The organism is Flagellimonas sp. HMM57 (assembly GCF_021390175.1).
Lineage (GTDB): Bacteria > Bacteroidota > Bacteroidia > Flavobacteriales > Flavobacteriaceae > Flagellimonas.
This window is the reverse complement of the sequence record NZ_CP090004.1, coordinates 3,672,693-3,687,063: the sequence shown is the minus strand read 5'-3', so window position 1 is coordinate 3,687,063 and position 14,371 is coordinate 3,672,693. Positions and strand designations below refer to the sequence as shown.

The 14,371-nt window shown below is 38.9% G+C and carries 9 protein-coding genes; all 9 read right to left on the bottom strand.

Going from position 1 to position 14,371, the window contains the following annotated elements; translation table 11 throughout:
- Nucleotides 1–135 precede the first annotated feature (135 nt).
- Nucleotides 136–1,917: an anaerobic ribonucleoside-triphosphate reductase gene (gene nrdD, locus LV716_RS16350; RefSeq protein ID WP_163418847.1), complete on the bottom strand. Its 1,782-nt coding sequence runs from the start codon at nucleotides 1,915–1,917 to the stop codon at nucleotides 136–138.
- Between the two features lie 5 nt (nucleotides 1,918–1,922).
- The gene (nrdG, locus tag LV716_RS16345; protein WP_163418846.1) at nucleotides 1,923–2,372 is read right to left on the bottom strand and encodes an anaerobic ribonucleoside-triphosphate reductase activating protein; all 450 of its coding nucleotides are present in this window, start codon (nucleotides 2,370–2,372) and stop codon (nucleotides 1,923–1,925) included.
- A gap of 191 nt (nucleotides 2,373–2,563) precedes the next feature.
- Entirely contained in the window at nucleotides 2,564–3,505 is a 942-nt protein-coding gene (locus LV716_RS16340) for an AraC family transcriptional regulator (protein WP_233759165.1), read from the bottom strand.
- 151 nt (nucleotides 3,506–3,656) lie between these two features.
- Nucleotides 3,657–4,748: a type 1 glutamine amidotransferase domain-containing protein gene (locus LV716_RS16335; protein ID WP_163418844.1), complete on the bottom strand. Its 1,092-nt coding sequence runs from the start codon at nucleotides 4,746–4,748 to the stop codon at nucleotides 3,657–3,659.
- A gap of 176 nt (nucleotides 4,749–4,924) precedes the next feature.
- Nucleotides 4,925–5,698 carry an OmpA family protein gene (locus LV716_RS16330; RefSeq protein WP_233759164.1) on the bottom strand — a complete coding sequence of 258 codons (774 nt, stop codon included), beginning with the start codon at nucleotides 5,696–5,698 and terminating at the stop codon, nucleotides 4,925–4,927.
- Nucleotides 5,699–5,742: 44 nt separating this feature from the next.
- A complete protein-coding gene (locus LV716_RS16325) occupies nucleotides 5,743–6,063 on the bottom strand; it encodes a hypothetical protein (protein ID WP_233759163.1) in 321 nt (106 codons plus the stop codon).
- A gap of 289 nt (nucleotides 6,064–6,352) precedes the next feature.
- Nucleotides 6,353–12,334 (bottom strand): carboxypeptidase regulatory-like domain-containing protein, encoded by a 5,982-nt coding sequence (locus LV716_RS16320; RefSeq protein WP_163418842.1) that lies wholly within the window; start codon nucleotides 12,332–12,334, stop codon nucleotides 6,353–6,355.
- A gap of 194 nt (nucleotides 12,335–12,528) precedes the next feature.
- Nucleotides 12,529–13,596, bottom strand: coding sequence for an alpha/beta fold hydrolase (locus tag LV716_RS16315; RefSeq protein ID WP_163418841.1), 1,068 nt, complete (start codon nucleotides 13,594–13,596; stop codon nucleotides 12,529–12,531).
- Nucleotides 13,577–14,230 carry a hypothetical protein gene (locus tag LV716_RS16310; RefSeq protein ID WP_163418840.1) on the bottom strand — a complete coding sequence of 218 codons (654 nt, stop codon included), beginning with the start codon at nucleotides 14,228–14,230 and terminating at the stop codon, nucleotides 13,577–13,579. The genes LV716_RS16315 and LV716_RS16310 overlap by 20 nt, the downstream gene beginning before the upstream one ends.
- Between the last annotated feature and the right edge of the window lie 141 nt (nucleotides 14,231–14,371).

Genomic DNA, 14,371 nt, shown 5'->3' with positions numbered 1-14,371 from the left:
ACATTTTTAAAGGGCTTGAATCCTGGTTAATACGAATACCTTATTGCTCCCATCAAAAATCATGAATGGAATCAGGATTAAACACGACAATTATCATGTTTTAAAACCTACTAAATTTTAAACAAGCTGGTCTAATTATGCTTCCTGTGTATGGTAATGTCTCAATTGATGCTCTTTCTGCCGATTGGAACTAAAACTGGACACGCGTTTTAAATAGCCTATCACCCGGGTAGCATGATCTACATTTTGGGAGTTGCAGTTACTGCATTTCAACAAAGTACGTTTGTCGATATGCGAACATTCGTTGCAAACCGTAATCTTTATGTTAAAACAGAAGTAATTACATCCTGCCGCTGCCGTTGCATGGATAAGCTTTATAAACCCTTGTTTATTGGGAGTTTCCTCCAAATTAAGGTGTAATGCCGACCCCCCGTCCAAGTATTGTATGATTTCCTTACCGTGCAACATAATTTTATCCAACGAATTGGTTTTAGGGTCTTCAACTACATAGAAATAGGAATTGTAACAATCCCTGGGAACAAACAAACCGTCTTCCCTGTCCCATTTGGCATTTTTTACACCTAAGTTTTCGGCAGGAACGAATTCAGTATTGAACATATATCCATATTGTTCCTTTGCCGCCCTATTCTCTTTATAGATAGCTTTAAGGTATCTATTCACAAAACTTTTATACGATGCATGATTGCCCACTTTTATGCCTTGGCTTTCGGCCGCTTCTACCATACCATTGATTCCTATAGTCAAAAATTGTTTGTCCATAGCTATAAAACCGGCACGGTACACAGGAAGTAATCCCGCTTCATCGTATTCATTCATAAGCTTTCTATAGGCTACTTGATATTTATGCACTTTCCGAACTTCTTCAACGATATCAGCTTTTTTTTGAATTAGCCTGTTCATGTTCAACGTTATTACGTTTATAGATCCCGTTGCCACACCACCGGCTCCAAGGGAATAACTAAAAGTACTGTCACTGATTTCGTTTCGTAGTCGGCAGCAAGACGCCAGACTATCCGCATTTTCGGATTGGTAGATGAAAAAAGAATTTCCTTCGCTCAATTCATGTGCACACATATCGGTAAACTGTGTATCAACTGGAGTACCATTTTTCACCAACATCGCCGCTGTGACGACTGGAAAAGTCAGTATAGCTTTCTTACGTTCTTTATTGAACCATCTCATAAAAAATGCCTGTAGTTTTCGTATACTTTTCCAACTTGGTCTGGTCATATCGGGAAATACAAAATCCCCGAACATACTTTTAAAATAGGCTTCATCATAAATGGAGAGATTCCAAAATACAGACTGATATCCTCTGGCAGCGGCGGGTTGATTAATCGCATAGATTACATGTTGTAAGTGATTTTCGATTAGTTTTTTGTGAGTATTCAGATAATCTACACCATAGTCCTTGGCTGCAAAATGGTCAAAATACAATAAGAACTCAACTGTGGCCAAGGCACCTGCGAATTGGGAACTTACCGCAAAAACTAGATTCACGAATTCGCCACAATAGCTTTCCAAATGTTTGGGAGCTTTACTTTCTCCCCCAAGCTTTGTAAGTCCGTCCAACAAAAATGGGTACATGCTTATGGATACACAATATGGTTTTAAAGAAGTTTCGTCGTGTATATATATTTCATGGGATTCTATTTGTCTTGTATATTCATTTGCCAGCTCATCCCCGAACAAGGAAGCTATCTTTTGTTTTACCAGTGCCCGGTTCACCTGTATGTTAATATCCTTATTTAGTTCAGCTTCCATAGTCGCAATGTTTTTTGAAGTTACATTGGCATTGGCATCCATTTTAGAACCATCCGCAGCATTGGCTGAATGTAAATAATCGTTAATAAAGTTGATTTTTTTTGCTATTTGACCGTCTGAAAGTCGTAACATAGATTTTAAGTTTTAAGGAATAGATGATTAAGTCGTTTTTTTGTTTTTACTTCGATAAACTCTTGATTGGTAGTCTTGCTCTCCAAACCTCCTAAAGATTTGTCCCATCTTCCAGTCTTGACCCAGGTCAGGTGCTTTAAGATTTCTAGATCTAATTGGTCTTGACCCGTGTAAACACAAGTTTTATATCCTTTGTCTTGGGCATATTTCAAACTGCTGATCAATTCATTTTTATGCCATTCCCCTCCCATAAAAATAACACAGGTTGCAAATCCATAATATTTATGGAGTATGTCTTCATATAGTTTTTGGGTCAATTTTGTACCACTTCCCTTCTTCCATAAAAACGGAGAGTGACATCCTTCGCACCTCAGAGGACACCCAGAAATTGAAAAACAAAGGCTTACTTCGCCCGGAACCTCTTGAAGTACAACATTGAAATTATGACAATACATAATAAATTAATAAATGACCTTTTAATCATTTATAAAATTAAAAAATAGAATCTCCTATTTTTTTAGTACGGAAAACTAGTTATGAAAAGTGTTATTAACATTGAATGGTTTTTATAATCTCAAAAGTTCCAATTACAATCCGGCATCTTTGCCTCACGAGACATGGGATGTAAAACTGTAAAACCCATAGTTTAGCAAGAATTATTCTTTCTATACAATGATGGTGTTGTACCTTCAAATTTCTTAAAAGCTACATTAAAGGAAGATAGGCTGCTAAAACCTATATCAAAGGCAATCGATGAAATGGTATATTTTTTATTGGCAGTGTCCAAAAGCATTTCTTTCGCTTCTTGAATTCGATAATGATTAACAAAATCGTTGAAGTTGCGCTTGGCATATTGGTTTATAATTTCTGAAGTTTTTTGAGTGCTTTTCTCCACCATCTTACTTAAACGAACCAGAGAAATATCCGATTCTAGATATAATTTTTCAGAAACCATCAATTCGCGGATACGTTGAAACAACGCAACGTTTTCATTCTGTGCAAAAACAGTTCCATCTATATGGGTAGCGTTTAATTTAAATGCCTTGTAACTCAAATAATAGATAACCACGGAATACATAACAGGTCCTACAATGTATGGGACAGTGTCCTCTATGAGGTTCAAAACATATGAAATCCAAATCATACCAAAACCAACAATTAGAATTCGTAACCATTGAATTATAACCATCTGATATTTTGTTCGTTGCATCTTTGTATGGATATTGATAACCTTACGCACCAACATGCCAGATTGAAAAATGTAACACGCTAAATGTAGATAACTGAAAATAATTGTGCTTGCAAACAATGCAACCGCCATGCTATTATTTTCATTGAACCAATTATTACTTACAAACAAGCTGATGACAAAAATCACAACAAACGGCGCTAATTCCAATATATAAAAACTGGGTAGTTTAAAGTCTGATGTTGTCATTGCCAAAATATACCATCGTAACAAAGGTCCTATGACCAGAAGAAAGGATAATCCAGCAAATATAAAAATGGGCTCGAGGTCATTTCCAAAATATAACATGACCGATTTACCAACGCGAAATGCCATAAAGATCAATAGCAATCCCAGCAAAAGATTTGATTTTGTTCTTTTTTTATTAAAAAAACATAGGTAAAAGGCAAAAAAAATACCATGCAAGAGCCCAGAACCACTAACCAGTACAAGAAGTATATCTAGAAAAGGCAATCTATTATTTTTCTCGAATTTAACAATATCTTGGTTTCTAGGCTTCCATTTGCTTAATAAAAGAGACTAAGGCTATGATATCAACAAATCGACCAATATCTCCTTTCATTGCCGCAATTATGCTATGTTTTGCAATGAGAACTCGATTAATGGGCATTTTCTCGTCTTTTAATATTTTCGTTATTAGTTCCTTTGCGCTTTGTGCACCATATTTCTCATATGTAATCAAAATGTTGACCGCATTTTCTTCATCAGTAATTTCCCTGAACTTTGGTTTATGTCCCATTTGTTCTATCATGGTTTCCGCAACTGACCAAACGGACCAAGGGTTCTGACCCGTTACCAAGTTGGCATCGTGACTGATCTTATCCAGATACATCTCCCCTTTCTTGAATCTAGCACCTTGGGCTATCAACTTATCTTGCAATAAAAATGGAAATATTGATGCTGCTTCCGGAATAAGCAACAATTCTTCATCATTGGTAAAAGCGCTCACTCTTTTGTTTTCCAAAAGGGAACGACCATTGTCCAAAGTTACATTGACCAAAGCCGCTGGACCATGACATACGGCACCAATAACTTTATTGGATTGATAATAATCACGAACCATGTCTTGAATGTTTTTATTTTTTGGAAAATCGAACATTGCTCCTTTGCCCCCAACAAAGAAAACTGCTTCATAATTTTCTTTGACCACGTCTTTTAATGGAATGGTGTTATCAACTTTATTCTGAGCTGTGGCGTCATTTAAAAAGGCAAAATCATATACGCCCATATCTTCATCATCGATAACCACAGGAGGTTTTCCCCCTAATGGACTCGCAATGTCCACTTCAAAACCGTTGGCTTTGAACACATAGTACGCACGGGCCAACTCGGTGAGTTCGTAGCCAGTGCTCTTATCGCTATTCCCCATGGTCTTGGTACTTGTTACGACCGCAAGAATCTTGCCCCGTACCGGTAGGATGTTTTGCGATAGATAAGGTAGGTCTTCTATTTTTGTAGCTGCTATTTCAGTATTCTTAGGAGGAATTAAACTTTTAAACCATAGCCCAAAAGAAAGAATCAATACAAACAGTACTGTTAAGACAAGTAGCGTCCATTTAAAAATTGGATATTTTTTAAGCATAACATTATTTTTTTGATGTGGGGCTAAATACGCCGTTTCACACCAAAAAAACATTGTAAATGATAATTCCGTCAGAATTAAGTTTGTTTTAAATTCCACAAAGGAAGAAAGATTGTTTTTTACCTAGACCATGATGCGCTTCTACGACTGCAACTAGTTGGAACCAACATTCAATCTTATCTGGATAAAATTCGTATCTCCACTCTTCGATTTATTTTTCCCTTTTCTACATCCCTTGTTCTAATCAAGGGCTTTGTCTGTCCCCAACCTTTTATTTGAATATTGTCTTTGGATACACCTTGTTTCACGAGATAGTTTTTGGTAGATTTTACCCTTTCTTCGGAGAGTATCTGATTTTCTTTGGCATTCCCGATAGCGGTATGCCCTTCAAGCAGAATTTTCATTGAAGGTTTTGTTATCATAATTTGGGCAAGCTTGTTCAACTCCTTTTTAGCTTCTGGCTTAATAATAGCCTCGTTCAAATCAAAAATCAGATTTTTTAGAACAAAGCCATCCTTATTTTCAATCATTAAAGCCATATCTCCATCGCCAATTAGTACTAGCTCCTTCTCTTTTCTAGTATCTATATTTTTTTCAATGTTCGTGGAGTAATCCAAAGAGTCAGCGACACTGGTAAAGCAATTCGACCATACGACTTTGTATTTCCCAGAACCGGTAATGGGTATTTCGGTTTTATTGTCAAAATTCAATTTCTCTTCATTTAAAAACCAGGTAATTTCATTTAAGTCTCCAAACCCACCAGGCTTGATCAATGTTGTCTTTAAGAATGTACCAGTATCCTTTGTTACTCTTTTTAGTGTGATTCTTTTCTCTAAGTCGGGATTGCCAACTTTTAAAACAGCAAAAGCGTAATCTGCAGAACACCCAGGTCTTTGTAAACTATTTTCACAGGAATATTCCAATGACCCACCATAGGTAATATAGTACATACCATCTTGAAGGGGCGCATTAAAAATAAGCTTGGATTTTTTCTTCAGGGATTCATATCCATAAAAGCTCTTGGTACATAATGAAATGTACCCCTAAGTCCCCAATATATCTGAACAATACAATCTGGGCAATAATCTCCCTTTCGTTTAGATTCGATTCTGGTGGTAATGGTTACTACATCCCCTTTTTCCACCTCCAAGAATGTAATTTTCTTACCATTCATGGTTACATTCGAAAATGTAATTTCCCTATCGGCATAATTCATTTTCTTGATTGATGGTGGAATGTTAAAGTCGTTCTGTGACCATACGTTTTCGAAGCTGAAAACGGATACTAGCATCAAACAAAACAATACAACTCTCATAACCATACATAATAGTGCCCATACCAGTATGCGTAGGTAGAAATTCGCTTTTGTAATTATAATTAGCCTAGTACATATCCCTTAAATAGATTGGACTGAACAATTGCCTAATTAGGTAATAAGGATTTAAGCCGCAATTATGACTTAGCTCCATCGCTATCTAGAATGAACCAACTTACTAAATTATCTATTGCTGATCGTGTAGCTCAATAAAACAGATTAGAGGTTAGATTATTCGTTTTAATACTTAAAGAACATCGCTTTTCTAAGCAAGAAAAATTCAAAATTGTCAGTTGATCAAAATCTTTTGTTCATAAATACCATCTTTTACAGTAAGCTTAAGGATATACATGCCACTTGGTAAAACATTTTCCAAAGTATGTGCTTCAACATTATCCTCAAGAACTGTACTATGTACCAATTGGCCTGAAGGCGTAAAAATCTGTAGCTGTTTTATACCATCCACTTTTGGTAGTATAACAGTAAAATTACCATCATATGAAGGATTTGGAAAAATAAACATATTCAAAGACTCTTCTCCTTTAAAATTTTGAGAGACATCTTCGTTAAGATTAGTTATGGTCAAAAGTTGTGGTGTAAAAACCAAATCTTCAAACGACGGAACAATTGAACCCGACCAATTCTCGTTTTCAGTAACTGAATATTCCCCATTGGCATTGGTAGTAACAGGACTGCTGAACCCGCTCAGAATTACGTTTTCCAAAGGATTCCCTTTTTTGTCTCGTACTGTTCCAGAAATGGTATATTGTTTGGCTGCTACAGTACCTATAAAATTGTTGCCGGTGCTATCCACTTGAATGTTGCTTACCTGTCTGGCCGAAGGCGAAAAAGTGTAGCCCTGCAATGAAGCCGAAATGCTCCCCGACCAACCCTGGCTCTCCGTTGCTGAATATTGTCCGTTCGCGTTGGTGGTCACAGAGGTGCTGAACCCGATTAGGATGACGTTTTCCAATGGGGCTCCATCGTTATCGGTCACCGTTCCCGAAACAGTAAACCGATTTGTTACGGCCGTACCCGTAAAATCGTTGCCGCTGCTATCCGCTTGAAGGTTGCTCACCTGTCTGGCCGAAGGCGAAAAAGTGTAGCCCTGCAATGAAGTCGAGATGCTCCCCGACCAACCTTGGTTCTCCGTTGCTGAATACTGTCCGTTCGCGTTGGTGGTCACAGAGGTGCTGAACCCGCTTAGGATGACGTTTTCCAATGGGCTTCCACTGTTATCGGTCACCGTTCCCGAAACGGTAAACCGATTTGTTACGGCCGTACCTGTAAAATCGTTGCCATTGCTATCCGCTTGAAGGTTGCTTACCTGTATCATCGAAGGCGAAAAAGTGTAGCCCTGCAACGATGCCGAGATGCTCCCCGACCAGCCCTGGCTCTCCATTGCTGAATACTGTCCGTTCGCGTTGGTGGTCACAGAGGTGCTGAACCCGCTCAGGACTACGTTTTCCAATGGGCCTCCACTGTTATCGGTCACCGTTCCCGAAATGCTGTAACGGTTGATAATAGGCGTGCCTATAAAGTCATTGTTTGTACTGTCCCCCTGCAGATTGTTGATGGATATATCTGTGGGCGTAAAGGTATAACCAGGCAAAGAAACGGAGATATTTCCGGACCAATCTTGTTGTCGAGATGTCCAATACCGGCCTGTCACATCTGTCGTTATTGAAAAGCCAAAACCACTCACCGTAACATTGCTTAAAGGGTTGCCCTTATCGTCCTTGACCATACCCGAAATCTGATGCACAATTCGGGTACCGACAAAATCATTACCGCTATCATCTCCTTGTAAGGCATTAATCTGTATGCTGGTAGGTGAAAATGAATATCCTGGCAAGCTAACTGCGATAGTACCAGACCATCCAACGGCTTCCAAAACGGAAAACTCGCCATTGGCATTCGTGGTCACTGCGTTGCTAAAACCACTCAAAACAGCGTTTTGCAACGGATTACCATTGATATCCTTTACAGTTCCTGAAACACTGAACTGATTTACCGTAGGTGTTCCAACAAAATCGTTACCCGATAAATCCCCCAGAAGATTGTTAACGGATACATTGGTCGGCGAGAAGGTATAGTTTTGAAGCGTAGGGCGAATATTGCCCGACCAGCCTTGGACCTCCTCTGCCGAATATCGACCATTGGTATCCGTGGTCACGGTTGTACTGAACCCGTTTAATATGACATTTTCCAGTGGATTTCCGTTGTTATCGGTCACTGTGCCCAAAACATTGAATGTAGGTTGATTTTGTGATTGGAGTACCACGGTTTCTGTAACGGCATTGCCATTAACGAACAACGAACCTTTAACCGTTTGATACCCCAAAGCATTCACCGTAAAGGGGTAGCGCCCATCGGGCATTTTCCCTATAACTACCATACCGTTTGCATCTGTATAGTAGGTGTTTCCCTCTAGTAAAATCTCAGCATATAGTATTGGTGAAGACATTACATCTTCAACCCTAAAATCAACATCATATTGACTTGTTTTTTGAACAAAGACCAGTTGTCCTGTATACGTTGGACTACTCAGTACAAAACCACCACTTTGTGAATGATAGCCATCAATACTTGCAAAATAGCGATATGCAGATTGTCTTATTCTTAGGTTTGGTATATGAATTTGACCTTGACTATCTGAAATGTATTGTTTTCCTTCTAAATCCAACTGGACACCTGCCAAGGGCATTGTTCCATCACTGCATTCAAAAGTTACACTTGCAGGTTTTGCCAGAGGTATACTATAAAAAGTTACGGTAGGGTCAACTAAAATCTTTATAGTGTTGGGAAGATATCCTGTAGCTGACACAGTGAACTCATATGTAGCCGATTGTACCAAATTAAATATTGTTACCAATCCATTGGCATCGGTAGTCAACGATCGTCCATAAAATTCAACAGTCGCATTCGGTATTGGGTTTCCGTTGAAATCCCCAACAGATAACCTAATATTTACCGTAGGGCCCGATAGCACTATTTCTATGATATCGTCTTTGGTAACAACTATACTAGGTTCAACCGTACCATATGGCGCTGCAAATACACGAAGGGTATAACTTCCATCAACCAATTGAACCAAAGCTTCTCCTTGGGCATTTGTATTTGTAAACAGTATATCTGGTCCAGTTATAATGATTCCTGCATTTTCAATAGTACGTAAACCATCGGTAACCCGTATGGTAATAGCTCTTAGCGGACCTGTTGGTGGTGCCAAGACAATGGTTTCCGACAGGTCGTTACCCTGTATAGTACTGGAATGGGCAATGGAAGTAAATCCAGATGCCGACACCAAAAAATTATACGTATCGTTAACCAAATCTTGAAACAATACCACACCTTGGTTATTGGCTTGATACGTAATACCATCAAAGGTTATTTCTGCCATTGGCAAAACATTGGCACCATCTGTAACCGTCAGTTCCAAGTCGTACACTTTTGAAAGCGCTATCCTTTTAAATAGGTTATTTGTGGACAATGTAAAAGTATCCGTTTTGGTCTCATATCCCGGAACGCTTACGGTATATTCAAAAACCCCGTTCCCAGTGAAAGTAAATTCACCAAAACTATCCGTAAAAAATGTTTGGGGCGTTTCTCCCTGCTTTTGAATAACGATTTGGGCATTGGATATGGGTAATGCTCCTTCTGTCACTAAAAAAGTACAGTTTTGGTCCTTGAATTCGGTTCCACTGTACAATACTACTTGGATGTCAACATCACTCCCGTTTACTTCCAGTATATCGTTCAATGGAACATAAGAAGAGGAGTGGCTTATGATGTAGGAATAGGTTCCGTCAGATACACCGCTAAGCTCTACAACACCATTGGAGTCCGTCCTGAATAGGTTTCCCTCCCACTCTAGCAATGCGTTCGCTACTGGTACTTGAACAGTGTTAATGACCGTTATCTTCACTTTTCGATTCCCCACATTGGGCACAAAAACGGCCTTGAGGTTATAGTTTCGGTCTACCTGATTTATATTCAATGGGTTACTGGTCCATTGTTCTTGGGTATCTTCGTCCAGCCAGTGACCAAAGGTATGGCCTTCATTGGGATAGGCGGTTATGGGAGGGAAATCCACTCCTGGGAGAATCCGTTCAATAGGTTCTTTGTCGATAGTGCCGTTACCATCATCGGACAGGTTAAAAACGAAAGGATTTTCCCATTTTAGGATAGGACGTTTGATACCATCTTGACCATAGGCAAATTGCCAAAGGTTGACCATATCAAATTTTTGGTTCATAAGAAAAGCATAAGAGAAGCGGTCGGTCGAATAACCTTCTGCACCTCCATCACCAGAATTTGTGCCTTTTTGTAGACCAGTGGTATTACGGTCATAAATTGATCTTGGGGATACGTTTCTACCTATATGGCTTACGATGGCCCCAGCTGTAGCATCGGAGAGAATCCTACCTGCAGTATAACTACTGTTGACCCTTACAATAGTATTACCAGATGAACTAAGGTATCCAGCCATTCCCCCTATAGCATCCTTTCCATAAGTTCTGGCCAAACTATAGGAGTTGTCAATACCACTATCGATTCCGTTCCCCAAAAAGCCCCCTACTTCGCTGTTTCCTGTAATTAAGCCAGTAACATAAGATAAAGAGATTTTAGTACTTTTTATATCTTGACCTACAAAGCCAGCTGTTTGGTTCTTACCTGAAATATTCACGTTATCCAGACCCACTTTGGTTATCGTTGCGCCATGTGTATACCCAAAAAGTCCAATACCACTTTCTCCAAGCCTGTTGATATGCAGATTTTTTATGAGATTTCCATTTCCATCAAAACTGCCCGTAAAAGGTCGGTTTTGATTGCCTATAGGGATAAATCCTTTACCATTGTTCCAGCTTTTTGTTGGGGAAGCATCAATATCGGCCGTAAGTACATAATGTCTGTTCAGTAAAGAGGGTATGGTATTGATGTCCTGCAATTGGTTTACGTTTGCTATTTGATATGGGTTTGCAGCTGTACCGTCACCACCTTCAAATGCAGTATCTTCTGTAAAAATAGCATTATAGGTTTGGCTCTCGGTAATCGTAAATGCATGCGGATTCGCAGTTGACACTACATTCCCATCCCGCAGCCAACCTGAGAATGTATACCGTGATGCTGGTGTATACCCCAAATTAACCTGTTCATTGGGTTTGTAATACCCAATACCCGATACGGATGCTGCTGGTTCTGGTAATACGCGAATATGGACATAATACGGAGCAAGTTGCATTTTTAAATAAGGTCTAGCCACATTATCAATACTAGAGATAATGCTCATTTCCCAAACTTCATCCAGTTTCCAACCTGCAGTTACAAAGTTTTGTCGTATGGAGAAATCCCCAGTATCTAAGGCAGTGACACCTTGACCATCACCTTGACCCACTGCTTGAGATTGTCGCGTGCTGTTCAAATCAAAAAAAGAATTTGTGATATTACCGCTAGAATCATTAAAGCCACAAAAACCTCCAGCGAGTTGTTGACCATTGACTTCCCCAATGGCATAACAATTTTTTAAGGTTCCCGAATCCAAAACACCCACAAAGCCTCCTGAAATTTGTGACCCATCTATAATACCTCCCGCCCAACAGTCATTGATTTGATCACTATTCGAGACTCCTATGAATCCTCCAGCAATGGTTGCGGATACTTCCACCATAGCATACGATTCAGCGACATCTGAGTTTAAGGAAATACCTATAAGACCACCACTTGTGGTATTTTGTCCAAAATCACTGACTTTACCACTTACATGGCAGTTTTTAATTTTTGAACTACGGCTTTCAACCACCAATCCAGCTGCACCATTTTCACCCGTTAAATCAACATTGGTGAGTTTTAGATTTTCTATGATAGCATCTTCAATATAGCCAAAAAAGCCTATGAAGGACTCTCCAGGACGATTACTATGTATGCTTGTTATATTATATCCCAGCCCATTAAAATAACCAGTAAACGGAGTCTTTTGCCTTAAACCGTTAGGTGAGTCACCAATTGGAGAAAATCCACGGCCAGAATTCCATGTTGTCGTATTTGAAGCGTCTATGTCTTGGGTCAATACAAAATGTTTATCCCAATGCTCATCATTCTCGGAAAGAAAGCGAAGATCTGTAAGGTTACTGATCTCAAAAGGCGATTCGTAGGTACCGTTTCCACCAGAGAATTGGGCATTGCTATGTATTGGAACAAGCAGTATTAAAAACAGAAAAGTAAAAAATGTAACTGTCTTTAGCGGGTAGTTTTTGGTTATAGTTTTCATGTTTAATAGGTTATAATACTTCAGATTTGGGTATTTCTTCATTTATCTTAACCGTGTTCTAACAACTAGTGTATACTCAAAGTTTTTAAATTGTCAATTAGTAAGATGCCTTTCATTTATTTAGGTTGCTTTTTCTTTCTTCTTAATTAGAAAAATCTTATACTATTGATTGTATTAATACTATTTACTAACCATCATTTATTCTCATCAATAAAATCGATTACCACTTGTGCAAATAAATCGGGCTCAAGGAACATTGGTGAATGACCTGAATTTTCAAAAATGATCAATTCTTTAGAACTTGAGCCAAGATTTTCAAAAGCGTCTTGGGCAAATTTTGGCGGTACTACCATATCGTATTTCCCCCATAATATTAAGGACGGTATTGTTATTTCGTTGAGTCTATCCGTGTATGAAAGCTTTTCAAAAATATCTTGGTCCCTGACCAATATGGCTTGTGTATCCCTTCCATTCCAACCGACTGTTATGGGATTGTTTTTGAAAAAGAAAGTAACTGCCAGCTCACCTTGAATACCACTACCAACCTTAAAAACTACCTTATCATCGGCCAGTTTATCTTCTGCTTTATAGGCTTCTCTATTCATTTCATAAAAATCGTCATCGGAATAGGTAGTAGTATCCAGCTCATTAATCTTGTTTTTTGCGCCTTCCCAATACGAAATACTTCTATTTGCTTCGATTTGTTCATTGGCCACTCGTTCAAAATTTTTGGGATATTCAAAATAAACTCCTTTAGGGTCATGCGCTCCATCCACATCTATCCAACCGCTAAACGCATCTTGGTCTTTTAACATGACTGCAGTCCCCAATGTTCCTCCCCAGCTATGCCCCATTAAGAATATTTGGGAATCATCCCCATATTTATGCCTGATTACTTTTACCAAGGCCAAAACATCTTCGGCCATAATATCTACACTAATACCATCTTCCGAATACCTACCTTGGGACATACCGGAGCCGCGTTGGTCAAAATATACAACGGCGCATTCTTTTTCAATCTTACTTTTAATGGTTCCCGCCCTATAGGTTAACCCATCACCTCCCGGACCGCCATGCAAAATGACAAGAAACACCTTTTCCGTTGCATTGCCATAAATATGGGCTGGCATATCCGCACCCTCGTGCCTAACATAAAGCGTGTCCTTTAAATCACCTATTTCTTCTTGTGAGCAAGAAAGTATAAAGAGAAATGAAAGCAAGAAGAGTGATATTACAAAGCCACTATTGATTATCCTTCGCATGTTTCTTTTTCTTTTTGATGTTAAAACGATACCCATACTCTATTGCGATTGAGGGTAAAAAACTAGCATTGTAAGGTGTCCGAAGCATGTAAGTAGCATTTAAATATCTGCCTGTTAACTTTTTCCCTTTTCGTAATTTCCCTAAACCGAATGAAATCGAGGGCGCAAAATAATTTCGCCCGGGCAGAAAAACCTTATCCACCCTATCACCCGAAACTTCATAGGTTTCAGGTAAAAACGACCTATAGTAGCCCAAAGGATTAAATTGGATATTAATTTGTTTTCCCTTTGTATTAGTCCTACGCCAAAGAATTCCATAATTGGTAAAAACACCAAGTTCAGTTCTTGGGTCCCAACTCAAGCCAACAGTTCCATTAAGCAACCATTGTTTCGTTATAATTTTTGTTCTCTTTTTTTTCTCTTTGGTTCGTACCTTTTCTTTCCAGAGATATTCGGCTCCAAAAGTTAGACCAGGGTTCCAATAAAAATTACCGTAATAACCTGCCCTAAACTCAGTCTTGTCCATAAAGCTGTTAGGCTTATCTTGGACTTCATTCTCAGAATCCACTGAATTTTGACCACAAAGGCCACTGCACACAAGGCACAGCAAGGAAAAAAACCAGCTTTTTTTCATTTTTGATTGATGATTGACCAATAAAAGAACTACTTATATTCCAAAATCACTTGTCAAAAAATCAATATTTTATAAAATCGATTTTTGACCTAGTGGAACTTTTGGCATTTTGAAGTCACAAGGCTACTTTAACCCCATCAT